At 71.0% G+C, this 23370-nt stretch carries 21 protein-coding genes; 17 read left to right on the forward strand and 4 right to left on the reverse strand.

Annotated elements, in window-relative coordinates:
- The first annotated feature begins 30 nt into the window (after nucleotides 1–30).
- The 4 genes from JW613_RS16615 (at nucleotide 31) to nusB (ending at nucleotide 3390) form a co-directional block, all read left to right on the forward strand.
- Complete coding sequence (locus tag JW613_RS16615) at nucleotides 31–1017, forward strand: AAA family ATPase (protein WP_209211592.1); 987 nt, start codon at nucleotides 31–33, stop codon at nucleotides 1015–1017.
- A 137-nt stretch (nucleotides 1018–1154) separates the two neighbouring features.
- Nucleotides 1155–2312, forward strand: coding sequence for an aminopeptidase P family protein (locus tag JW613_RS16620; RefSeq protein WP_209211593.1), 1158 nt, complete (start codon nucleotides 1155–1157; stop codon nucleotides 2310–2312).
- Between the two features lie 83 nt (nucleotides 2313–2395).
- Nucleotides 2396–2962: an elongation factor P gene (efp, locus tag JW613_RS16625; protein WP_099878661.1), complete on the forward strand. Its 567-nt coding sequence runs from the start codon at nucleotides 2396–2398 to the stop codon at nucleotides 2960–2962.
- Between the two features lie 2 nt (nucleotides 2963–2964).
- Nucleotides 2965–3390: a transcription antitermination factor NusB gene (nusB, locus tag JW613_RS16630; RefSeq protein ID WP_209211594.1), complete on the forward strand. Its 426-nt coding sequence runs from the start codon at nucleotides 2965–2967 to the stop codon at nucleotides 3388–3390.
- 97 nt (nucleotides 3391–3487) lie between these two features.
- Here the strand turns inward: nusB and bldD are convergent, their stop codons facing one another.
- Nucleotides 3488–3988, reverse strand: a complete 501-nt coding sequence (gene bldD / locus JW613_RS16635; RefSeq protein WP_030407913.1) for a transcriptional regulator BldD — start codon at nucleotides 3986–3988, stop codon at nucleotides 3488–3490.
- 244 nt (nucleotides 3989–4232) lie between these two features.
- On the opposite strand from bldD, the gene pyrR reads away from it, so the two are divergent.
- From pyrR to metK, 13 genes are all read left to right on the forward strand, one after another.
- Nucleotides 4233–4853 carry a bifunctional pyr operon transcriptional regulator/uracil phosphoribosyltransferase PyrR gene (gene pyrR / locus JW613_RS16640; RefSeq protein WP_209211595.1) on the forward strand — a complete coding sequence of 207 codons (621 nt, stop codon included), beginning with the start codon at nucleotides 4233–4235 and terminating at the stop codon, nucleotides 4851–4853.
- A gap of 238 nt (nucleotides 4854–5091) precedes the next feature.
- A complete protein-coding gene (locus tag JW613_RS16645; RefSeq protein ID WP_209211596.1) occupies nucleotides 5092–6120 on the forward strand; it encodes an aspartate carbamoyltransferase catalytic subunit in 1029 nt (342 codons plus the stop codon).
- Nucleotide 6121: 1 nt separating this feature from the next.
- Nucleotides 6122–7426, forward strand: a complete 1305-nt coding sequence (locus JW613_RS16650; protein ID WP_209211597.1) for a dihydroorotase — start codon at nucleotides 6122–6124, stop codon at nucleotides 7424–7426.
- A gap of 14 nt (nucleotides 7427–7440) precedes the next feature.
- Nucleotides 7441–8037, forward strand: coding sequence for a PH-like domain-containing protein (locus JW613_RS16655; RefSeq protein WP_209211748.1), 597 nt, complete (start codon nucleotides 7441–7443; stop codon nucleotides 8035–8037).
- Nucleotides 8037–9224, forward strand: a complete 1188-nt coding sequence (carA, locus tag JW613_RS16660; RefSeq protein ID WP_209211749.1) for a glutamine-hydrolyzing carbamoyl-phosphate synthase small subunit — start codon at nucleotides 8037–8039, stop codon at nucleotides 9222–9224. Before JW613_RS16655 ends, carA begins: the two co-directional genes overlap by 1 nt.
- The gene (gene carB, locus JW613_RS16665; RefSeq protein ID WP_209211598.1) at nucleotides 9217–12537 is read left to right on the forward strand and encodes a carbamoyl-phosphate synthase large subunit; all 3321 of its coding nucleotides are present in this window, start codon (nucleotides 9217–9219) and stop codon (nucleotides 12535–12537) included. Before carA ends, carB begins: the two co-directional genes overlap by 8 nt.
- A gap of 73 nt (nucleotides 12538–12610) precedes the next feature.
- A complete protein-coding gene (locus tag JW613_RS16670) occupies nucleotides 12611–13729 on the forward strand; it encodes a quinone-dependent dihydroorotate dehydrogenase (RefSeq protein WP_209211599.1) in 1119 nt (372 codons plus the stop codon).
- Complete coding sequence (pyrF, locus tag JW613_RS16675; protein ID WP_209211600.1) at nucleotides 13726–14580, forward strand: orotidine-5'-phosphate decarboxylase; 855 nt, start codon at nucleotides 13726–13728, stop codon at nucleotides 14578–14580. Before JW613_RS16670 ends, pyrF begins: the two co-directional genes overlap by 4 nt.
- A 237-nt stretch (nucleotides 14581–14817) precedes the next feature.
- Complete coding sequence (locus JW613_RS16680) at nucleotides 14818–15141, forward strand: integration host factor (protein WP_019356158.1); 324 nt, start codon at nucleotides 14818–14820, stop codon at nucleotides 15139–15141.
- 37 nt (nucleotides 15142–15178) lie between these two features.
- Entirely contained in the window at nucleotides 15179–15775 is a 597-nt protein-coding gene (gmk, locus tag JW613_RS16685) for a guanylate kinase (RefSeq protein ID WP_185016307.1), read from the forward strand.
- A 65-nt stretch (nucleotides 15776–15840) separates the two neighbouring features.
- Nucleotides 15841–16119: a DNA-directed RNA polymerase subunit omega gene (gene rpoZ, locus JW613_RS16690; RefSeq protein ID WP_209211601.1), complete on the forward strand. Its 279-nt coding sequence runs from the start codon at nucleotides 15841–15843 to the stop codon at nucleotides 16117–16119.
- 98 nt (nucleotides 16120–16217) lie between these two features.
- The gene (gene coaBC, locus JW613_RS16695; protein ID WP_209211602.1) at nucleotides 16218–17471 is read left to right on the forward strand and encodes a bifunctional phosphopantothenoylcysteine decarboxylase/phosphopantothenate--cysteine ligase CoaBC; all 1254 of its coding nucleotides are present in this window, start codon (nucleotides 16218–16220) and stop codon (nucleotides 17469–17471) included.
- Nucleotides 17472–17869: 398 nt separating this feature from the next.
- Nucleotides 17870–19093 carry a methionine adenosyltransferase gene (gene metK, locus JW613_RS16700; RefSeq protein ID WP_209211603.1) on the forward strand — a complete coding sequence of 408 codons (1224 nt, stop codon included), beginning with the start codon at nucleotides 17870–17872 and terminating at the stop codon, nucleotides 19091–19093.
- A 364-nt stretch (nucleotides 19094–19457) separates the two neighbouring features.
- On the opposite strand, the gene JW613_RS16705 is transcribed toward metK, so the two are convergent.
- The 3 genes from JW613_RS16705 to JW613_RS16715 are packed head-to-tail and all read right to left on the reverse strand — an operon-like array spanning nucleotide 19458 to nucleotide 23336.
- On the reverse strand, nucleotides 19458–20621 hold the full coding sequence (locus JW613_RS16705; RefSeq protein ID WP_209211604.1) for a hypothetical protein: 1164 nt from the start codon (nucleotides 20619–20621) through the stop codon (nucleotides 19458–19460).
- Between the two features lie 37 nt (nucleotides 20622–20658).
- The gene (locus tag JW613_RS16710) at nucleotides 20659–22599 is read right to left on the reverse strand and encodes an amino acid adenylation domain-containing protein (RefSeq protein ID WP_209211605.1); all 1941 of its coding nucleotides are present in this window, start codon (nucleotides 22597–22599) and stop codon (nucleotides 20659–20661) included.
- Complete coding sequence (locus tag JW613_RS16715) at nucleotides 22599–23336, reverse strand: toll/interleukin-1 receptor domain-containing protein (protein ID WP_209211606.1); 738 nt, start codon at nucleotides 23334–23336, stop codon at nucleotides 22599–22601. The genes JW613_RS16710 and JW613_RS16715 overlap by 1 nt, the downstream gene beginning before the upstream one ends.
- Nucleotides 23337–23370 lie beyond the last annotated feature (34 nt).

Below are 23370 nucleotides of genomic sequence, written 5' to 3' on the forward strand. Positions count from 1 at the left end.
CTTCACACGTGGGACGGAGTTGGGGTCCGGATGCAGCACAGCGGTGCCCAAGGCGCCTACGGAGGCTTCGGGGCACAGTGGCCCGCACCCCCGCCGGCCCCCGGCGCCCGCTCGGCACAGGGACAGGCTCGGCAGCAGTCGCACCCGCATCCGCACCCGCACCCACCGCCGCCGCGTCCTCAGCCGCAGCTTCCGCCGCCGCATCCCCACTCCCCGCCCCACCCGCACGCTCCGGCGCCCCAGCCGCCGCAGCCCCCGCAGCCACCGCCGCAGCAGCCCTCGCACCCGCGTCCCCTCCCGGCCCAGCCCCCGGCCAACCCCGTGCCGCCCGCCGGCGCGCCGCCGCAGCCGGGCAGCGGTGCGCCCACCGGGGAGTCGACGGGCCATGTGAAGCTGCCACCGGGCGGCCCGGTCCAGGTCCCGGCGCCGGGGGCGACCCCGGCCCAGCTGGACGCCACCCGGGCCGCCGTCGCCGTCCTGCTGATCGGTCCGGCGGGTGCGGGCAAGACCACCGTGGCGCGCTACTGGGCGGACCACCGTGCCGTCCCCACGGCCCACATCAGCCTCGATGACGTGCGTGAGTGGGTGCGTTCGGGCTTCGCGGATCCGCAGACGGGCTGGAACGAGAACTCCGAGGCCCAGTACCGTCTCGCCCGCCGCACCTGCGGCTTCGCGGCCCGCAACTTCCTGGCCAACGGCATCTCCTGCATCCTGGACGACGCCGTCTTCCCCGACTGGCCCGTCATCGGGCTCGGCGGCTGGAAGCGGCACGTGGGCCCCGGCCTCATCCCGGTGGTGCTGCTGCCGGGCCTGGACATCGTCCTGGAGCGGAACGCGGAGCGCTCGGGCAACAGGCGGCTGTCCGACGAGGAGGTGGCGCACATCCACGGCCGGATGGCGGGCTGGTACAGCTCCGGGCTGCCGATCATCGACAACTCCCGGCAGGATGTGGCCAGCACCGCGCAGATGCTCGACAACGTGGTCGCACGCAGCCTCGCCAGCCCCGTGAGCTGGTGAGCGGCGGCCGGCCGGCCCGGCACCGGGACCCTTTCCGCGGCGCGTGGCGCCGGCAGCTGAGCTGACAATCCTCATCGCTTCGCTCGCACGGCCGTGTCCGGGCGGCTGAGCGGCCGGGTGCTGCGTACTCTCGGCATATGTCCGAGGTGCATGTGTCCCGCCGTGCCCGGCTGCGCGACCGCTGTGCGGCGAACACCGCCCATGACGGTCCTGCCGACGCGGTGCTGATCTCCCGCCCCGCCAACGTCCGGTATCTGACCGGCCGCGCGGCGCCCAGCAGCGCGCTGCTGCTCGGCCCGGACGGTCAGGACACCCTCGTCTCGGCTCCCGGGGAAGGGCCCGCCAACGGCGCCCACCCGGCCGACGATCTGCGCGAGGTCACCCTGGACGTGCCGAGCGGGGCGCACGCCGCCGAACCGCAGGGCGGGGCCAGGAGCGACACCGCCGTGGCCGCCGCCGGGCTCGCCGAACGCGGTGGGGCGCGGGCGCTGGCCGTGGAGGAGCACCATCTGACCGTCGCCCGGCACCGGGCGCTGGCCGCCGTGGCGCCCTCCGTGCGCCTGACGGACCTCGGCCTGGCGGTGGAGCAGCAGCGGGTCGTCAAGGACGAGGAGGAGATCTCCGCGCTGCGGATCGCCGCCGAGATCACCGACCAGGCTCTCGGCGAGCTGCTGGAGTCGATTCTGGTGGGCCGTACGGAGCGCCATCTGGCGCTGGAGCTGGAGCGGCGGCTGATCGACCACGGGGCCGAGGGCGCCGCCCTGCCCACCTCCGTCGCCACCGGTCCCAACTCCGGGCTCGCCGGTCACCGCCCCACCGACCGGCGGGTGGAGGAGGGAGATTTCCTCTCCGTGCGGCTGGGCGCCCGCTACCGCGGATACGGCTGCCAGATCGGCCGTACGTTCGTCATCGGCACCGCGCCCGAGTCCTGGCAGATCGAGCTGTACGACACCGTCTTCGCCGCTCAGCGTGCCGCACGGGAGTCGCTGGGTCCGGGGACCGAGTGCCGGGAGGTGGACCGGGCGGCGCGTCAGGTGCTGGGGGCGGCGGGGCACGGCGGGGCGCTGGGTGAGTCCACGGGTCACGGGGTCGGACTGGAAATCGGTGAGGACCCTCGGCTCTCCCCCGAGGCCGTGGGTAAACTGGACGCTTGTGTGCCGGTCACCGTCGAGCCGGGGGTCCATCTCCCGGGCCGGGGCGGTGTCCGGATCGACGACACGCTCGTCGTCCGCCCGCAGGCGGACGGCGGACCCGAGCTACTCACCATCACGACCAAGGAGCTGCTCGCCCTCTAGCCCCCGCGGGGGCTCAGCCCACGGGCCGTCGGAGGCGGGTGGCCGCCCTGGTCTCCGCAGCAGTCTCAGGAGATTCCGCGACCGTGGCATCCACGAACGACCTCAAGAACGGCATGGTGCTCAAGCTCGACGGCGACCAGCTCTGGTCCGTAGTCGAGTTCCAGCACGTCAAGCCCGGCAAGGGGCCCGCTTTTGTCCGTACGAAGCTGAAGAACGTCCTCTCCGGCAAGATCGTCGACAAGACGTTCAACGCGGGCACCAAGGTCGAGACGGCCACCGTGGACCGACGTGACATGCAGTTCTCGTACATGGACGGCGACTACTTCGTCTTCATGGACATGCAGACATTCGACCAGCTCCACGTCGACCGCAAGACCGTCGGCGACGCGGCCAACTACCTCATCGAGGGCTTCGACGCCACGGTCGCGCAGCACGAGGGCGAGGTGCTCTACGTCGAGCTGCCCGCCGCCGTCGAGCTGGAGATCAAGCACACCGAGCCGGGCGTGCAGGGCGACCGCTCCACCGGCGGCTCCAAGCCCGCCGAGCTGGAGACCGGCTACAGCATCCAGGTTCCGCTCTTCATCACGACCGGCGAGAAGATCAAGGTCGACACGCGCTCCGGTGAGTACCTCGGTCGGGTGAACAGCTAACCGTGGCTGCACGCAACAAGGCCCGCAAGCGCGCCTTCCAGATCCTCTTCGAGGCCGACCAGCGCGGTGCCGACGTGCGCACCGTGCTCGCGGACTGGTTGCGGCTCGCCCGGACGGACACCCGGCAGCCGCCGGTCTCCGAGTACACGATGACGCTCGTCGAGGGCTACGCGGGGAACGCCGCACGCATCGACGAACTGCTGTCCACATATGCGGTGGGCTGGACGCTGGACCGGATGCCCGACGTGGACCGGAGCATCCTGCGGCTGGGCGTGTACGAACTGCTCTGGGTCGACGACGTTCCGGACGCGGTGGTCATCGACGAGGCCGTCCAGCTCGCCAAGGAGTTCTCCACCGACGAATCGCCGGGCTTCATCAACGGCCTGCTGGGCCGACTGAAGGAACTGAAGCCGACGCTGTTGCGGTGACCCCTGGTGGCCCGGGACCGAAAGACAGGACGGGGTGCCCTCTCACACCGGGTGTGAGGGGGCACCCCCTTGTCGCTTGTCGGACCGGTGTCGGCGGTCAGACCTCTTCGTGCGAGACGGCCCGCCGCGCGTCCGCGTCCAGTACGCCCCAGCTGATCAGCTGCTCTGTGAGCACGGACGGCGACTGGTCGTAGATGACGGCCAGGGTCCGCAGGTCGTCCTGGCGGATGGAGAGGACCTTGCCGTTGTAGTCCCCGCGCTGCGACTGGATCGTCGCGGCGTACCGCTGGAGCGGACCTGCCTTCTCGGCCGGTACATGGGCCAGGCGCTCAAGGTCGAGCACCAGCTTCGGCGGCGGCTCGGCGGCCCCGCCCGGAGTCGTTCCCGGCAGCAGCTCCTGCACCGGCACTCCGTAGAAATCAGCCAGCTCGGCGAGGCGCTGCACGGTCACGGCCCGGTCGCCGCGCTCGTACGAGCCCACCACGACCGCCTTCCAACGGCCCTGGGACTTCTCCTCGACACCGTGGAGGGAGAGGCCCTGCTGGGTGCGGATGGCGCGGAGCTTGGCTCCGAGCTGTTTGGCGTATTCGCTGGACATATGGCTCCCCGGACGCTGTATCGCTGAGCGGCTGCGCCACGCGGTTCTCTGCGCCGCGCGCCTCGCGCTTCGTAACTCACTGTGAGGTTACGCAGCGTAATGTGCCGCGTCAAGCCGAGGGGGTCCGAACGGCTGGCACCGCCCTGGGGCGGACCCGGATCCGGGCCCTGGTAGCGTTGAGCAGCGACAGTGCAGGCGTCCTTTAAGGCCCGTCCCGTGAGGCGGGGAAGGAGGTCCGATTCCCATGGACGACAGCAGCTCGAATTTGCATCCGGCACGCCCCGTACTGGAGGCGCCGGACATCAAGCGGGTACTCACCCGTATCGCCCACGAGATCGTCGAGCGCGCCAAAGGCGCCGACGACGTGGTACTTCTCGGCATTCCCACCCGCGGTGTCTTCCTCGCCCGACGGCTGGCCGCCAAGCTCGAAGAGATCACCGGCAGCGCCATCCCCGTCGGTTCGCTCGACATCACGATGTACCGGGACGATCTGCGTCTCGGCCCCGCGCGGGCCCTCGCGCACACCGAGATCCCGGCCGAGGGGGTCGACGGACGACTCGTCGTCCTGGTCGACGACGTGCTCTACTCCGGCCGCACGATCCGCGCCGCACTCGATGCCCTGGGTGACATCGGGCGTCCCCGCGCGGTGCAACTCGCCGTTCTCGTGGACCGTGGTCACCGCGAGCTTCCGATCCGCGCCGACTACGTCGGCAAGAACCTGCCCACCTCGCAGCGCGAAACCGTCAAGGTGCAGCTGACCGAGGAGGACGGCCACGACGGCGTACTGCTCGGCACCCGCGCACCCGCGTCCGAGCACGCCGAATCAGGCGCACGCCCGCGTCGCGGCACGGCTCCCGCGGGCTAGCGGCCACCCGAACCGCGTCCAGGCGCGCCCGCCCGGCGCACGTCTGCGGCGCGCGGAGCCAGGCCTCACGCCCGTGTGCTGCGCTGCACGGACCCGCCCGGCCGACGCGCCGCCCCGACGCGCCCGCTGCCCCGCCGCCCCGGTGCGCAACTCCCCAGGCCCCGGCCGGGAGGTGCCCCGGCGTGCGAGCTCTCGCGACGACCACACATCCCACCCCACGGAAGGCACAAGGCAACAGATGAAGCGTCACCTCATCTCGGCCGCCGACCTCACCCGCGACGACGCCGTCCTCATCCTCGACACCGCCGAGGAGATGGCCCGGTTCGCCGACCGGCCGATCAAGAAGCTGCCCACCCTGCGCGGCCGCACCGTCGTCAACCTCTTCTTCGAGGACTCCACCCGCACCCGGATCTCCTTCGAAGCGGCGGCCAAGCGGCTGTCGGCGGACGTCATCAACTTCTCCGCCAAGGGCTCCTCGGTCTCCAAGGGCGAGTCCCTCAAGGACACCGCGCTCACCCTGGAGGCCATGGGCGCCGACGGTGTCGTCATCCGGCACGGCGACTCCGGGGCCCCGCACCGGCTGGCGACCTCCGGCTGGATCGGCGGCTCCGTGATCAACGCCGGGGACGGCACCCATGAGCACCCGACCCAGGCGCTGCTGGACGCCTTCACCATGCGTCGGCGGCTGGTCGGGGAGGAGGGCGCCGCGCTCGACGGCAGGCGGATCACCATTGTCGGCGACATCCTGCACAGCCGTGTCGCCCGCTCCAACGTCCATCTGCTGAGCACCCTCGGTGCCCATGTCACCCTCGTCGCACCGCCCACCCTGCTGCCCATCGGGGTGGAGCGCTGGCCGTGCGAGGTCTCCTACGACCTGGACGCCGTACTGGCCAAGTCCGACGCGGTGATGATGCTGCGCGTCCAGCGCGAGCGGATGAATGCCGCCTTCTTCCCCACCGAGCGCGAGTACGCCCGCCGCTACGGTCTCGACGGCGAGCGCATGGCGCGGATGCCCGAGCACGCCATCGTGATGCACCCCGGGCCGATGAACCGCGGTATGGAGATCACCGCCGCGGTGGCCGACTCGCCCCGCTGCACCGCCGTGGAGCAGGTCGCCAACGGCGTCAGCATCCGGATGGCCGTGATGTACCTGCTGCTGGGCGGTGCCGAACCGGCCCTGTCCCGCGAAGACTCCGCCCACCCGTCACCCGCCACCACCCCGGACGGAGGCGCTGCGCGCCGCCCGGCCGTAGAGGAGAACAACTGAGATGACTGAGCAGAACAGGACACTGCTGCGCGGTGCCAAGATCCTCGGTGGCGAGCCGCAGGACGTGCTGATCGAGGGCGGCACCATCGCGGAGATCGGCCGGGACCTGCAGGCGGCGGGCGCGGAGGTGGTCGAGACCGACGGCGCGGTGCTGCTGCCGGGGCTGGTCGACCTCCACACCCATCTGCGCGAGCCCGGCCGCGAGGACTCCGAGACCGTACTGACCGGCACCCGGGCCGCCGCCAAGGGCGGCTACACCGCCGTACACGCCATGGCCAACACCTTCCCCGTCGCCGACACCGCCGGTGTGGTCGAGCAGGTGTGGCGGCTGGGCAAGGAGTACGGCTACTGCGATGTGCGCCCCGTCGGCGCCGTCACCGTCGGACTGGAGGGCAAACAGCTCGCCGAGCTGGGGGCCATGCACGACTCCGCCGCCGAGGTCCGGGTCTTCTCCGACGACGGCAAGTGCGTCGACGACGCGGTGATCATGCGGCGCGCTCTGGAGTATGTGAAGGCGTTCGACGGTGTGGTGGCGCAGCACGCCCAGGAGCCGCGGCTGACCGCCGGTGCCCAGATGAACGAGGGCATCGTCTCGGCGGAGCTGGGGCTGGCCGGCTGGCCCGCGGTCGCCGAGGAGTCGATCATCGCCCGGGACGTGCTGCTCGCCGCGCACGTCGGCTCCCGCGTCCACATCTGCCACCTGTCGACGGCCGGCTCCGTGGAGATCGTCCGCTGGGCAAAGTCCAAGGGCTGGAACGTCACCGCCGAGGTCACCCCGCACCATCTGCTGCTGACCGACGAGCTGGTCCGCTCCTACAACCCCGTCTACAAGGTCAACCCGCCGCTGCGCACCGAGGCCGACGTACTGGCGCTCCGGGAGGCGCTGGCCGACGGCACCATCGACTGCGTCGCCACCGACCACGCACCGCACCCGCACGAGGACAAGGACTGCGAGTGGGGCGCGGCCGCCATGGGGATGGTCGGGCTGGAGACCGCCCTGTCGGTGGTGCAGCACACCATGGTCGACACCGGGCTGCTGGACTGGGCGCAGGTCGCCGACCGGATGTCCTTCCGGCCGGCCGCCATCGGGCGGCTGGAGGGCCATGGCCGTCCCGTCTCACCCGGCGAGCCAGCCAACCTGGTTCTTCTCGATGCCGACTACCGTGGACAGGTGGACCCCGCGGGCTTCGCCTCCCGCAGCGCCAACACCCCCTACGAGGGCCGTGAGCTGCCCGGTCGCGTCACCCACACCTGGCTGCGGGGCCGCCCGACGGTCGTGGACGGGAAACTCGTGGGAGCAGCGTGAGCGGTGTGAGCAGTGTGAGTGCAACAAACCTCCCTCTGATCGGCCTTGCGGCGGATCAGAAGTCACAGCAGGTCACCGACTGGGCCGCCCGGATCGGCTGGGTCGTCGGCCTCGTCCTGTTCGTCGCGCTGCTGTACTGGCTGATGCGCCAGGGCTGGAAGTGGCGCGGCACCCTCCAGGGCGACCTGCCCGAGCTCCCGCAGTCGCCGGAGCACAGCGGCGAGCCGCTGCTGAGCGCCACCGGCCGCTACCACGGCTCCACCAGCGCGGGCCAGTGGCTCGACCGGATCGTCGCACACGGTCTGGGCACCCGCAGCCGCGCCGAGCTGGCACTGACCGAGCGCGGAGTGGATGTCGTACGGCCCGGCGCCCAGGACTTCTTCGTCCCGGCGGACCAGTTGCGCGGCGCCCGGCTCGACACCGGTATCGCCGGCAAGGTCCTCACCGAGGGCGGCCTGCTGATCGTCACCTGGGAGCACGGCGGACGGCGGCTCGACTCCGGATTCCGCTTCGACCACTCGGCCGACCAGGCCCGATGGGTCGAGAAGATCAACGCAATGTGCGGCGACAACGGCGTCGCGGCAATGCAGCAGCACAAGGAAGGCGCATGATGACGACCTCCGCCAGGGGAGCGACCGGAACCACGGCGAATCCCGCCCTTCTCGTCCTGGAGGACGGCCGTACCTTCCGCGGACGTGCCTACGGGGCCGTGGGGGAGACGTTCGGGGAAGCCGTGTTCTCCACCGGCATGACCGGATACCAGGAGACCCTGACCGACCCCTCCTACCACCGCCAGGTCGTCGTCATGACGGCCCCGCACGTCGGCAACACCGGCGTCAACGACGAGGACCCCGAGTCCGCCCGGATCTGGGTGGCCGGCTACGTCGTGCGCGACCCGGCGCGCACCCCCTCCAACTGGCGCGCCACCCGCTCCCTCGACCAGGAGCTGCGCGACCAGGGCGTGGTGGGCATCAGCGGCGTGGACACCCGCGCCCTGACCCGGCACCTGCGCGAGCGCGGGGCCATGCGTGTCGGCATCTTCTCCGGCGACGCCTGCGCGGCCGGGGAGGAGCAGCTGCTGGCCCGGGTGCGCGAGGCCCCGGCCATGAAGGGCGCCGACCTCGCCGGCGAGGTCGCCACGCAGCAGGCCTACGTCGTCCCGGCGATCGGAGAGAAGCGGTTCACCGTCGCCGCCGTCGATCTCGGCATCAAGGGCATGACCCCGCACCGGATGGCCGAGCGCGGCATAGAGGTGCACGTCCTGCCCGCCACGGCGAGCGTCGAGGACATCTACGCGGTGCGGCCCGACGGGGTCTTCTTCTCCAACGGCCCGGGCGACCCGGCCGCCGCCGAGCACCCTGTCGCCCTGATGCGGGGCGTGCTGGAGCGCGGCACCCCGCTGTTCGGGATCTGCTTCGGCAACCAGATCCTCGGCCGCTCCCTCGGGTTCGGCACCTTCAAGCTCAAGTACGGTCACCGCGGCATCAACCAGCCCGTCCAGGACCGTACGACCGGCAAGGTCGAGGTCACCGCGCACAACCACGGCTTCGCCGTGGACGCGCCGCTCGACCGCGTCAGCGATACCCCCTTCGGCCGCGCCGAGGTCTCGCACGTCTGTCTCAACGACGGCGTGGTCGAGGGGCTGCGGCTCCTGGACAAGCCCGCCTTCAGCGTCCAGTACCACCCCGAGGCGGCAGCCGGACCGCACGACGCCGCCTACCTGTTCGACCGGTTCGTCGCGCTCATGCGGGACAACCCCCAGCACAGCGCCAAGCTCATGGAGGACCAGCGTGCCTAAGCGCACCGATATCCAGTCCGTCCTGGTCATCGGCTCAGGACCGATCGTCATCGGGCAGGCCGCCGAGTTCGACTACTCCGGCACCCAGGCGTGCCGCGTGCTCAAGGCCGAGGGCCTGCGCGTGATCCTGGTCAACTCCAACCCGGCCACGATCATGACCGACCCGGAGATCGCCGACGCCACGTACGTCGAGCCGATCACCCCCGACTTCGTCGAGAAGATCATCGCCAAGGAGCGCCCCGACGCGCTGCTGCCCACCCTCGGCGGCCAGACCGCGCTCAACACCGCGATCTCCCTGCACGAGGCCGGGACGCTGGACAAGTACGGCGTCGAGCTGATCGGCGCCAACGTCGAGGCCATCAACAAGGGCGAGGACCGCGACCAGTTCAAGGAGGTCGTCGAAGCCGTCCGCGGCAAGATCGGCCACGGCGAGTCCGCCCGCTCCTACATCTGCCACTCCATGGACGACGTACTGCGCGGCGTCGAGGAGCTCGGCGGCTACCCGGTCGTCGTCCGCCCCTCCTTCACCATGGGCGGCGCCGGCTCCGGCTTCGCCCACGACGAAGAGGAGTTGCGCCGTATCGCCGGGCAGGGGCTGACCCTCTCGCCGACCACCGAGGTGCTCCTGGAGGAGTCGATCCTCGGCTGGAAGGAGTACGAGCTGGAGCTGATGCGCGATCACCACGACAACGTGGTGGTCGTCTGCTCCATCGAGAACTTCGACCCGATGGGGGTGCACACCGGCGACTCGATCACCGTCGCGCCCGCCATGACGCTCACCGACCGTGAGTACCAGATCCTCCGTGACATCGGCATCGCCGTCATCCGTGAGGTCGGCGTCGACACCGGCGGCTGCAACATCCAGTTCGCCGTCAACCCGGCCGACGGCCGGATCGTCGTCATCGAGATGAACCCGCGGGTCTCCCGGTCCTCGGCGCTCGCCTCCAAGGCCACCGGCTTCCCCATCGCGAAGATCGCCGCCAAGCTCGCCGTGGGCTACACACTGGACGAGATCCCCAACGACATCACCGAGGAGACCCCGGCCTCCTTCGAGCCCACGCTCGACTACGTCGTCGTCAAGGCGCCCCGCTTCGCCTTCGAGAAGTTCCCGGCCGCCGACTCCCAGCTCACCACCACCATGAAGTCGGTCGGCGAGGCCATGGCCATCGGCCGCAACTTCACCGAGGCGCTGAACAAGGCGCTGCGCTCGCTGGAGAAGAAGGGCAGCCAGTTCGACTTCGCCACGCCCGTGGCCGAACTCGGCGACAAGGCCGAACTGCTCGCCCTGGCCGCCCGCCCCACCGACGGCCGGATCAACACCGTGATGGCCGCCATCCGGGCCGGCGCCACCCAGCAGGAGGTCTTCGACGCCACGAAGATCGACCCCTGGTTCGTCGACCAGCTCTTCCTCATCAAGGAGATCGCCGACGAGATCGCCGCGGCCCCCGAGCTGAGCTCCGGGATGTTCGCGGAGGCGAAGCGGCACGGCTTCTCCGACGCGCAGATCGCCGCCATCCGCTCGCTGCGCGAGGACGTGGTGCGCGAGGTGCGGCACGCGCTGGGCATCCGCCCTGTCTACAAGACCGTGGACACCTGCGCCGCCGAGTTCGCCGCCAAGACCCCGTACTTCTACTCCTCCTACGACGAGGAGACGGAGGTCGCGCCGCGGGAGAAGCCCGCGGTGATCATCCTGGGCTCGGGCCCCAACCGCATCGGTCAGGGCATCGAGTTCGACTACTCCTGCGTCCACGCCTCCTTCGCGCTGGGTGCGGCCGGGTTCGAGACCGTCATGGTCAACTGCAACCCGGAGACCGTCTCCACCGACTACGACACCTCCGACCGGCTCTACTTCGAGCCGCTCACTCTGGAGGACGTGCTGGAGATCGTCCACGCCGAGCAGCAGGCGGGTCCTGTCGCCGGCGTCCTCGTCCAGCTCGGCGGCCAGACCCCGCTCGGCCTCGCCCAGGCGCTCAAGGACAACGGTGTGCCCATCGTCGGCACCTCGCCCGAGGCGATCGAGCTGGCCGAGGAGCGCGGCGCGTTCGGCCGGGTGCTCACCGAGGCCGGGCTGCCGGCCCCCAAGTACGGCACGGCCTTCTCCTTCGAGCAGGCCAAGGGCATCGCCGCCGAGATCGGCTACCCCGTCATGGTCCGCCCCTCCTATGTGCTGGGCGGCCGCGGGATGGAGATCGTCTACGACGAGCCCTCGCTGGAGTCCTACCTTCAGCGGCACGCCGGGCTGATCGAGAAGCACCCGGTCCTCATCGACCGCTTCCTCGACGACGCCATCGAGATCGACGTCGACGCGCTCTACGACGGCCACGAGCTCTACCTCGGCGGCGTCATGGAGCACATCGAGGAAGCCGGTATCCACTCCGGTGACTCGGCCTGTGCCCTGCCCCCGATCACCCTCGGCGGCTACGACATCAAGCGGCTGCGGACCTCCACCGAGGCCATCGCCCGCGGCGTCGGCGTCCGAGGCCTGATCAACATCCAGTTCGCCATGGCGGGCGACATCCTCTATGTGCTGGAGGCCAACCCGCGCGCCTCCCGCACGGTGCCCTTCACCTCCAAGGCCACCGCCGTCCCGCTCGCAAAGGCCGCAGCCCGGATCTCGCTGGGCGCCACCATCGGCGAACTGCGCGCCGAGGGGCTGCTCCCGGCCGAGGGCGACGGCGGCGACCTGCCGCTGGACGCGCCGATCTCCGTCAAGGAGGCGGTCCTGCCCTGGAGCAGGTTCCGCGATGTCCAAGGGCGCGGCGTGGACACCGTGCTGGGCCCGGAGATGCGCTCCACCGGCGAGGTCATGGGCATCGACACGGTGTTCGGCACCGCCTACGCCAAGTCGCAGGCCGCCGCGTACGGGGCGCTGCCGGACAAGGGCCGGGCCTTCGTCTCGGTCGCCAACCGCGACAAGCGCTCGCTGATCTTCCCCGCGCGGGAGCTGGTCGCCATGGGCTTCGAGCTGCTGGCGACCTCCGGCACCGCGGAAGTTCTCAAGCGCAACGGGATCAACGCGACGGTCGTCCGCAAGCACAGCCAGGGCCCCGGCCCGCAGGGCGAGCCGACGATCGTGCAGCTCATCCACGACGGCGTGGTCGACCTGATCGTCAACACCCCGTACGGCACGGGCGGCCGTCTGGACGGGTACGACATCCGCACCGCGGCCGTCGCCCGGTCGGTGCCGTGCCTGACGACCGTCCAGGCGCTGGCCGCGGCGGTCCAGGGCATCGACGCCATGGCCCGCGACGAGGTCAGCGTGCGGTCCTTGCAAGAGCACGCCGATCACCTGGTCGCCGCCCGCCGGAGCTGATCGCACCACCCTCCCCCGGCCAGGCCGGGGGAGGGGCCGGGCCACTCCCACCGACAGGAACCCACCACACTCCATGTACGGACTCCTCTTCCGCGCCGTCTTCTGCCGAATGGACCCGGAAAAGGCCCACCACCTGGCCTTTTCCTGGATCCGCTCAGCAGCCCGCACCCCCGTTCTGCGCACCTTCGCGGCAGCCGCTCTGGCCCCGCGCCGCAAACAGCTCCGCGTCGAGGCGCTGGGCCGCCGGATGCACGGCCCGTTCGGTCTGGCCGCCGGGTTCGACAAGAACGCGCAGGGCATCGACGGTCTGGCCATGCTCGGCTTCGACCACGTCGAGATCGGCACCGTCACCGGCAGCGCCCAGCCCGGCAATCCGAGGAAGCGGCTGTTCCGCCTGGTCGAGGACCGGGCACTGATCAACCGCATGGGCTTCAACAACGAGGGCTCGGCCGCCGTCGCCGCCCGGCTGGCCGCCCGGAAGCCGGTCTTCCGTACGACCGTCGGCGTCAACATCGGCAAGACGAAGACCGCGCCGGAATCCGCCGCGGTCGCCGACTACGTCACCTCCACCGAGGCGCTGGCGCCGCACGCCGACTACCTGGTCGTCAACGTCTCCTCACCCAACACTCCCGGCCTGCGCGACCTGCAGGCCACCGAGCAGCTGCGCCCGCTGCTGACCGCCGTACGCGAGGCCGCCGACCGCACGGTCACCACGCGCCGAGTCCCGCTCCTGGTCAAGATCGCACCCGATCTGGCGGACGAGGACATCGACGCGGTCGCTGACCTGGCCGTCGAACTCGGGCTGGACGGGATCATCGCCACCAACACCACCGTCGCGCGCGACGGGCTCGGCCTCGCCGCCGACCCCGCACTGACCGCCGAGACGGGCGGGCTGTCCGGCGCCCCCGTCCGCGACCGGTCCCTGGAGGTGCTGCGCCGGCTGTACGCACGCGTCGGCGACCGGCTCACGCTCGTCGGTGTCGGCGGCATCACGACCGCCGAGGACGCCTGGCGCCGCATCCTGGCCGGGGCCACGCTCGTGCAGGGCTACACGGCGTTCCTGTACGAGGGTCCGTTCTGGATGCGGCGGATGCACCAGGGGCTCGCCGAGCTGCTGGCGGCCAGCCCCTACGCCACTCTCGCCGAGGCCGTCGGCGCCGAGCACCGGCACCCCCGGGAGGCAGCAGCGTGACCGTTCAGGAGACCACCCCGCAGGAGCCCTTCGGCGCACGGTTGCGCCGCGCCATGGACGCCCGGGGCCCGCTGTGCGTCGGTATCGACCCGCACGCCTCCCTGCTGCACGCCTGGGGGCTGGAGGACGACGTGGCGGGGCTGGAGCGGTTCAGCCGCACGGTGGTGGACGCGCTGGCCGACCGTGTCGCCGTGCTCAAGCCGCAGGCCGCCTTCTTCGAGCGCTTCGGCTCACGCGGCGTCGCCGTGCTGGAGCGGACGGTGGCCGAGGCCCGGCAGGCGGGTGCGCTGGTGGTCATGGACGCCAAGCGCGGCGACATCGGCTCCACCATGGACGCGTACGCCGCGGCCTTCCTCGACCCCGGCAGCCCGCTGTTCTCCGACGCGCTGACCGTCAGCCCCTATCTGGGGTTCGGCGCGCTGGAGCCCGCCGTTGCCGCGGCCACCGCGAACGGGTGCGGGCTGTTCGTCCTGGCGCTCACCTCCAACCCCGAGGGGCAGGAAGTCCAGCGCGCGGTCCGCGAGGACGGCTCGACGGTGGCGGCCACGGTACTGCGGCACCTTGCCGACCGGAACGCGGGAGCCGAGCCGCTGGGCTCCTTCGGCGCGGTGGTCGGCGCGACGCTGGGCGACCTCTCGGCGTTCGACCTGGCGGTGAACGGCCCCCTGCTCGCCCCGGGCATCGGGGCGCAGGGTGCGACCCCCGCGGATCTGCCCGCGGTCTTCGGCGGCGCGGTCCGCAACGTGGTGCCGAGCGTCAGCAGGGGAGTGCTCCGTCACGGGCCCGACACAACCGGACTGAGAGATTCCGCGATCAGCTTCGCCGACGAGGTGCGCAGCGCGGTGGGCTGAGCGGGACGTGATCCCACGCCGAGAGCGGAAAATGTGCCGGTTTTGCCCAAAAAAGTCCGGGTCGGCAGAGGCTGACCTGGACTTTTCGTCTGTTCTCGCTGACTCCGGCGCTCACGCCCGCTAGTCTCCGTCGAGAGCACCGCGAACAGGCGCGTTGCTCGTTGCTCCGCAGGTGCGGGCCTACTAGGTTCCTCACCGATCCGTATCCGACAGTTCAACATCCGAGGTGACGTAGGCGTGGCTCTTCCGCCCCTTACCCCTGAACAGCGCGCAGCCGCGCTCGAAAAGGCCGCCGCGGCTCGCCGGGAGCGCGCCGAGGTCAAGAACCGGCTCAAGCACTCCGGCGCGTCTCTGCACGAGGTCATCAAGCAGGGCCAAGAAAACGACGTGATCGGCAAGATGAAGGTCTCGGCGCTCCTGGAGTCCCTGCCCGGCGTCGGCAAGGTCCGCGCCAAGCAGATCATGGAGCGGCTGGGGATCTCCGAGAGCCGGCGGGTCCGTGGTCTCGGCTCCAACCAGATCGCTGCCCTGGAGCGCGAGTTCGGCGGTGCCAACGCCTGAGGTCTCAGGCACTCGCGTTAACCGGGATAATCGCTGCATGAGTTCTGCAGTTCCCCGGGGGGAGACCCCGGCACCCCCGGTCGGCACATCGCGGCTGACCGTGCTCTCCGGCCCCTCCGGGGTCGGCAAGAGCACGGTCGTCGCACATATGCGCAAGGCCCATCCCGAGGTCTGGCTCTCCGTCTCCGCCACCACTCGAAGGCCCCGCCCGGGCGAGCGCCACGGAGTGCAGTACTTCTTCGTGGGCGACGAGGAGTTCGACAAGCTGATCGCCAACGGCGAGCTGCTCGAATGGGCGGAGTTCGCGGGCAACCGCTACGGCACCCCCCGACAGGCGGTGCTGGAGCACCTGGAGCGCGGGGAGCCCGTCCTGCTGGAGATCGATCTGCAGGGCGCCCGGCTCGTCAAGCAGTCCATGCCCGAGGCGCAGCTCGTCTTTCTGGCCCCGCCCAGCTGGGAGGAGCTGGTCAGGCGGCTGACCGGCCGGGGCACCGAGGCGCCCGAGGTCATCGAGCGCCGGCTGGAGGTCGCCCGTACCGAGCTGGCGGCCGAGGCCGAGTTCGACCGGACCCTGGTCAACACCTCTGTCGAGGAGGTCAGCGCTGAACTGCTAGCCTTGATGAGTATCGATTGACCTGACCTCCAGCGCTCGGCTGCGCCCGAAGGGCACCGAGCGAGCATCGAAACGGAAGGCAGAGAGTGGCCTCTTCCATCACTACGCCCGAGGGCATCATCAACCCGCCGATTGATGAGCTGCTCGAGGCCACCGACTCGAAGTACAGCCTTGTGATCTACGCCGCCAAGCGCGCGCGTCAGATCAACGCGTACTACTCCCAGCTCGGTGAGGGCCTTCTCGAGTACGTCGGCCCGCTGGTGGACACCCACGTGCACGAGAAGCCGCTGTCCATCGCGCTTCGGGAGATCAACGCGGGTCTCCTCACCTCCGAGCCCGTGGAGGCTCCGCCGGTCGCCCAGTAGCCGGTCGGCACCACTTCCACCAGGGGCCCGGCAGCGCGGCTGCCGGGCCCCTGGTGTGTCATAGGACAACGACGCGTGTGGCATGTGGGGAGAGACGAGTGACGCAGCAGCGGGACGGGCGGGCGGCGGCCGGCAAGCCGAAGGTCGTACTCGGGGTGAGCGGCGGCATCGCCGCCTACAAGGCGTGCGAGCTGGCGCGGCGGCTGACCGAGAGCGGCCACGACGTGCGGGCCGTCCCCACCGAGTCGGCGCTGCACTTCGTCGGAGCCGCCACCTTCTCGGCGCTGACGGGCCACCCGGTGGCCACCGATGTGTGGGAGTCCGTGCACGAGGTGCCGCACGTGCGCATCGGGCAGGGCGCGGACCTGGTGGTCGTCGCGCCCGCGACCGCCGACCTGCTGGCCAAGGCCGCGCACGGCCTCGCCGACGACCTCCTCACCAACACGCTGCTCACCGCGCGCTGCCCCGTCGTCTTCGCTCCCGCCATGCACACCGAGATGTGGGAGCACCCCGCGACACAGCAGAACGTGGCCACCCTGCGGAGCCGCGGCGCCCTCGTCATCGAGCCCGCCGTGGGCCGGCTGACCGGGAAGGACACCGGCAAGGGGCGGCTGCCGGACCCCGACGCGATCTTCGACGTCTGTCGCCGGGTGCTGCTGCGCGGCGCGGCGGGGACGGCCCCGGATCTCGTCGGACGGCATGTGGTCGTCAGCGCGGGCGGCACCCGTGAGCCCCTCGATCCGGTGCGTTTCCTGGGCAACCGCTCCTCCGGCAAACAGGGGTACGCGCTCGCCCGGGTCGCCGCCGCGCGTGGTGCGCGCGTGACGCTCGTCTCCGCGAACAGCGCGCTGCCCGACCCGGCGGGCGTGGACGTCGTACGGGTCGGCAGCGCCCTGGAGCTGCGCGAAGCGGTGACGAAGGCGGCTGGGGACGCGGACGCCGTGGTGATGGCCGCCGCGGTCGCCGACTTCCGTCCCGCCGTGTATGCGACCGGGAAGATCAAGAAGAAGGACGACCAGGAGCCCGAGCCGCTGACCTTGGTGCGCAACCCGGACATCCTCGCCGAAATCTCGGCGAGTCGTCCCCGTCCCGGTCAGATCGTGGCCGGCTTCGCGGCCGAGACGGACGAGGCGCTGGCCCACGGCCGCGCCAAGCTCGCCACGAAGGGCTGTGACCTGCTGGTCGTCAACGAGGTGGGGGAGAGCAAGACCTTCGGCGCGGAGGAGAACGAGGCCGTGGTGCTCGGCGCCGACGGCAGCGAGACGCCGGTCCCGTACGGGCCGAAGGAGATGCTCGCGGAGACCGTGTGGGACCTGATCGCGGAGCGCCTTCCGGAGCTTCCCGAGGAGTGAGGCACCGCTGCGGCTCGCGGAGCTCTCGATGGCGGGAGGGGCGGGAGAGGACAACCGGAACCACTGCTTCCGAATGTTCGTTCGGGTGGCTTCCGGGTGGTCGTCCGGGGAAATTCGGCACCCGGGCCGAGTGGGCCGGAAGTCGTCGTACCAGGCCGGAACGGCGCTCTTGACCAGTACCTTCGCCGACCGACACGCCCTGACATGTCCGGATCTCAGGTGGCCTTCCGGTGCCATTGGAGTCCGGATTGAGCAGGTCATGGTCGTCTCGTAGTTCGAGAGTCCGTGATTGGATGCGGGTGGAGATGGATAAACTGGCCGCGGACCGTGCTTGGGCGCAGCCCCCGACCGGTCCGCCCCATGCTCAGCCAGCAGCCGCTGCAACCCCAGGGAGCGATGTGTCGCGCCGCTTGTTCACCTCGGAATCTGTGACCGAGGGTCACCCTGACAAGATCGCTGACCAGATCAGCGACACCATCCTCGACGCCCTTCTCAAGGAAGACCCGCACTCCAGGGTCGCCGTCGAGACGCTGATCACCACCGGCCTCGTGCATGTGGCCGGAGAGGTGACGACCAAGGCTTACGCCCCGATTTCGACGCTCGTGCGCAACAAGGTCCTCGAGATCGGCTACGACTCCTCCAAGAAGGGCTTCGACGGCGCCTCCTGCGGCGTCTCCGAGTCCATCGGTGCCCAGTCGCCCGACATCGCGCAGGGCGTCGACACCGCCTACGAGAGGCGGGTGGAAGGCGCCACCGCGGGTGAGGAGATCGACGAGCTCGACGAGCAGGGCGCGGGCGACCAGGGCCTGATGTTCGGCTACGCCTGCGACGAGACCGCCGAGTACATGCCGCTGCCGATCACCCTGGCGCACCGGCTCTCGGAGCGCCTGTCGGCCGTCCGCAAGAACGGGACCATCCCCTACCTGCGCCCCGACGGAAAGACGCAGGTCACCATCGAGTACAACGGCGACAAGGCCGTGCGGCTGGACACCGTCGTGGTCTCCTCCCAGCACGCGGCCGACATCGACCTGGACTCGCTGCTCGCACCCGACATCCGCGAGTTCGTCGTCGAGCCCGAGCTGAAGGCCCTGGTGGACGAGGGCATCAAGCTGGACACCGAGGGCTACCGGCTGCTGGTCAACCCGACCGGACGCTTCGAGATCGGCGGCCCGATGGGCGACGCCGGCCTCACCGGCCGGAAGATCATCATCGACACCTACGGCGGTATGGCCCGCCACGGTGGCGGTGCCTTCTCCGGCAAGGACCCGTCCAAGGTCGACCGCTCCGCCGCCTACGCGATGCGCTGGGTCGCCAAGAACGTGGTCGCCGCCGGCCTCGCCTCCCGCTGCGAGGTGCAGGTCGCGTACGCCATCGGCAAGGCCGAGCCGGTGGGTCTGTTCGTGGAGACCTTCGGGACCGCCACGGTGGAGGACGAGAAGATCGAGCAGGCCATCTCGGAGGTCTTCGACCTCCGTCCGGCCGCGATCATCCGCGACCTCGACCTGCTGCGCCCCATCTACGCGCAGACCGCCGCCTACGGCCACTTCGGCCGCGCGCTGCCCGACTTCACCTGGGAGCGCACGGACCGGGTCGACGCCCTGCGCAAGGCGGCCGGGCTCTAGCCCTTCCGCTCGCGTATCCGTCCTCCGCTTCATCGCCGGAGGCCCGGCACCCCATGCTGGCGGGGTGCCGGGCCTCCGGTGTGTCCGCACCCTCGTGCGGCACCGACCTCCGCCCCTCGCGTTCGCTCGCGTCGTCTCCGGGCCGCTTTCCGGACGCGAACGCCGCAAATAATCCTTCGCCCGCAGCGGGCTGCCGCTCCTAGGGTGAAGACGGACGCGCCCGGTGCGCAGGCGGGGGATACTTCATCACCGGAGTTTTGACTCCTCGCGGGTTCGAATCCCGTCGCCGACCTCACCTCGCGTGACGTGGCGTGGCCGAGCGGCCGAAGGCAGTGGCCGGGCAGTCGCCCACCCCCCGGCCGAATCAGATCTCGGGCGCGTCCGCTCCGTCCTCCTCCCCGGGCACCGTCGACGAGCTCGGCTCCGGAGCGGCCGCCGGGTCGAAGCGCCTCCGGATGTCTTCGCTCGCCTCCTCCCGACCGACCTGGGCGGCCCCCTCGTACAGCGCCCGGGCCAGGACGCCCGAGTCCTCGTGCCCGGTCGGTACGCCCATCGCGGCCAGCAACCGCTCGAACGCGTCCACCGGCGCGGGCACCCCCGTACCCTCCTCCCCGAACGCCCGCCCGAACTGCGGCAACCCGTTGTGCCCGTAGCCGTTGTGGCCGTTGCCGTTGTACCCGTAGCCGTTGTGGCCGTTGCCGTTCGGCCGCCCGTCGGCCTCCGGCGCTCCCGTCGGGCGGGGCACCAGAGCGGCGTAGCGCTCCGGGACGTCGCGGTTGTTCGCGGCTGCCGAGAGCTGGGCGAGTACACCCAGGTCGTCGACGGTCTTGCGGATCTGGTCGTCGTTCTTGGCGAGCCACCACACCACGGCACTGCCGGTGTCGTGGAGCACGTCCTTGCCCAGATACTCGCGCCGATCGCGCTCGTACCGGCGTTCGTGCGACCACAGGATCTCGTCCTTGCGGACCGTGGCGAGCTTGCGCAGCCGCACCGCGTCGGCCTCCGCGAGGGTGAGCGTCACGTTCTCCGCCATGGCGAGCACCCGCCCGCCCGGATCAGGCAGCATGACCGCCAGCTCGCCGACGAGTCGGTGCTGCGCCAGCGAGCCACGGTGGGGCTGCCAGCCTTCGGTCACCGCGCGAGCCCGCTCCAGTACCGCGCTGACCGCCACACCCGCGGGGGAGAAGGGCGGACTGTCCTTCGGCAGTTCCTGCGGCCACCAGCGCACCGTGGCCGAGAAGCGGAAGTCGTAGTCCTCGGCCGCCGAGGGGAGCACCACATCGGTCACCGTCTGCTCGCGGCGCTCGGGCGGATCGGTGGGCCGGTCGGGCTCTGCCGTGAACTCCTGCGAGAGAGGATCCACAGCGGGAGTCGCCAGCCGGGACAGCACGAGAGCGGCAGCTGCGAACAAGAACGCGGCAACGGCCCACGCCCACACAGGCCAGTGCAGCACGTGGCCGACGAGGACCAGGACGAGGCCCAGGAGGACGGTGCAGAAGCCGCTCACCGTCTTGTGGCCAGAACTCATGGGGTCTCCTGACACATCATGGGGACCGCTGCGGCGGTCAAGGGGCTGCGGGGGCGGGACGGTGGTTCGGCGCGGTCCTGGAGGTGGTCCACAGTGCGTCCACCGTGCGGGCGCGGGCAGGGTCTGTACCGGCCCAGGCGCATGCCACGGCGTATACGGCACCGAAGGCCGCCCGGTGCCGCGCGCATGCCGCCCCCAGGACATCCAGGGGCGTGGGCCCGACGCCGGGCCGGGAGTGGGCCCGGTCCAGCCACGCGCTCAGCGGCCTCTCCCAGTCGGCGCGGGGCACAGCGGCGAGCGTTTCCGCCCAATGGTCCGTAAGAAGGACGCGTACCTCACCGTCGTCCATCAGCCGTGCCGGATCGGCGACCTGGAGGAAGATGTCGAGGTCGCGGCGGCCGCGCGCGTCGGCACCTGGCCGCAGCCGGTTCAGCAGGCTGCGGTAGAGCCGGTCGTCCGAGTCGGTGATCCGCGACAGAGCCTCGCGTGCCGTCTCGCGGACGCCCGGTTGGTGGTGCCGGCTCAAATGGCGCAGGCGGACCATCGCCTGGTCGGGGAAGCGGCGGGAGAGCACTTCGGAGCACACCCCGATCAGGACGTGGGCGCGCGCCGTCGGCAGTGCCGCATCCTGCGCCCAGGCGTAGAGCCGGTGCCGGAAGAAGCTGCCGTACCGGGAGTGCACCACGCTCTCCCCCAGCGCACGGGCGGCCATGGACAGCTCGTCCTTCGAGGCCGACGGCCGGGACCAGCGCTCGGCCAGATCGCCGAGGCCTTCCGGTGGTCCGGTGCGCAGGCACTCGCGGGCGAAGCGCGTGACGAGCTCCAGCCGGTCGGAGGTGCCGAGTGCCTGGAACTCCGTTGCCTGGCGCATCCAGCGGCCGAGCGGGGCGCGCAGTTGCGGATAGTTGTCCCAGAAGTACGCGCGCACCCGGTCGTCGTAGGCTGCCGCGTCGAAGCGGACCCGGCCGTCCGCCCCCACAGCGGCCTTGATGTCACCGAGCCGCGCAGTCAGTGCGCGGTGCTGGAGGGGCGGTGCGGTCACCTCGGGGTGCTCTGTGACCCGCACCAGCCGGACCGCCGCCTCGTGCACGGTGTCGGCGCGTGCTCCGTGCAGCAGCGCTGTCGCCAGCAGGAGGGCGCGTTGTGCGCCGCCCTGCAACTCGGCCAGATGCTTGTCGACGTCACGCATCCCCGGCTGCCGCGCTGCGAGAGCCGTGCTGAGCCAGGACTCGAAGCCGGCCCCCTCCGGTGCGCTCTCACCGGCTGCCGCGATCTCCTCGGCCAGGTCCGCGACCTCGGCCATGGTCGCCTTGGCCAGCAGAAGGCTCAGCTCCTCCCCGGCCAGTTGCGAGGGGGCGGGGCCGATGCCGCAGCCGCGCAGATGCACACGCAGTACATCCAGGACGTCGGGGCGCCCCAGCGGCGCCACGAGTCCCTGCAGCATGCGGTCGAACCCGGCCTGCCACTCTCGTGGAAGCACGGTGGCGAGCCATGCGCCGCGTTCCCGCACGACCTTGATCAGGCCGGGCAGATCGGCCATGAAAGCGGCGTAGCGGCTGTCCGACACCCCGGACAGGTCGAGCAGCAGAGCAGCGCCTTTCCCCACCTGGTCGGCGTCGAGCGCCCGGCCGGTGTCCTCCTCCTCGGCCTGGTCGACGAGTTCACGGAAGCGCTGTGTGCCCTGGGGGAGTTCGCACAACAGCACCTTGGCCGCCGTCAGCGCGCCGTGTCCGGGGCGGGCGCTGAGAAGGACCGCACGCTTGTCCTCCAGCAGCCGTCGGGCCCGGTCCGCGCCGGGTGGCGGCACGAAGCGCTGTTTGAGCCTTCGCAGTTCCTCCGCGGCTGCCTGGCGTGGGTCCCGGCCGCTCCTGTCGCGTGCCGCGGACGCCCTGATGTCCTGGTAATAGGCGATGTACTGGGGCCCTGGGCCGGAGTTGACGGGACCGTGCGAGCTGTCGAAATGGGTGCTGTTCGTCATCACCGCTCTCCGAACCGGTGCTTGACGCTTCCCTTGTTGTCGCCGCCGATGTAGGTGGCTCCGTCGCCGTCGATATGGGGCTGGTGCACATGCTGTGGTCCGGAGCCGGTGTTGACGGGGCCGTGGGAGTCGTGGATGACGGTGGAGGTGAGACCGCCGCTGACGTCCCGCGCCTGGATGCGGCTGTCCCCGTCTCCGTCCATCGTGTTGGTCACGGCACCGGACGCCGGGTCCCCGGGCTGCTCCGGGGACTCCGGTTCGGCGAGTCCGGGCACGAGATCGGTGAGCACCTCGGCGATCCGGGCGAGGTCGGTGGACGCCTGCTGGTGGTCGTAGCGCAGGGACTGGGTATACGCGAGGCGGACGAGCGGCCGGGGAAGGGCGGCAGCCGTCAACCGCTCCGTACGTCGGCCGAGCAGCACGGGGATCACGGGCAGTCCGCGGGAGAACGCTTCCAGTATCTCCTTGCGCACCCAGTCCTCCGCGTTGTCGAGTGCCCTGCGGCCCGGCCGGGTGCTGTCGGGGGCGTCGAGCCAGTGCGGCCCGATGAGGGCCAGGAGTGCGTCACTGCGGCGTACACCTGCGAGCAGTTCTTCGGGATACAGCTGCCCTGGGCGGATCGATTCGCTGGCGCGGAAGACCGGACCCGGGCCGAATCGGTGCGTCAGATCGCGCGCGATCGTGGTCGCGGCCTGCTCGCCGTCGCCGGTGCGGTAGTTGACGAAGACGTGCGGCATGAGGGCTCCTTCGCAAGGCGGGAGTGCGGACTGT

This window comes from Streptomyces smyrnaeus, assembly GCF_017676345.1.
Classification (GTDB): Bacteria; Actinomycetota; Actinomycetes; order Streptomycetales; family Streptomycetaceae; genus Streptomyces; species Streptomyces smyrnaeus.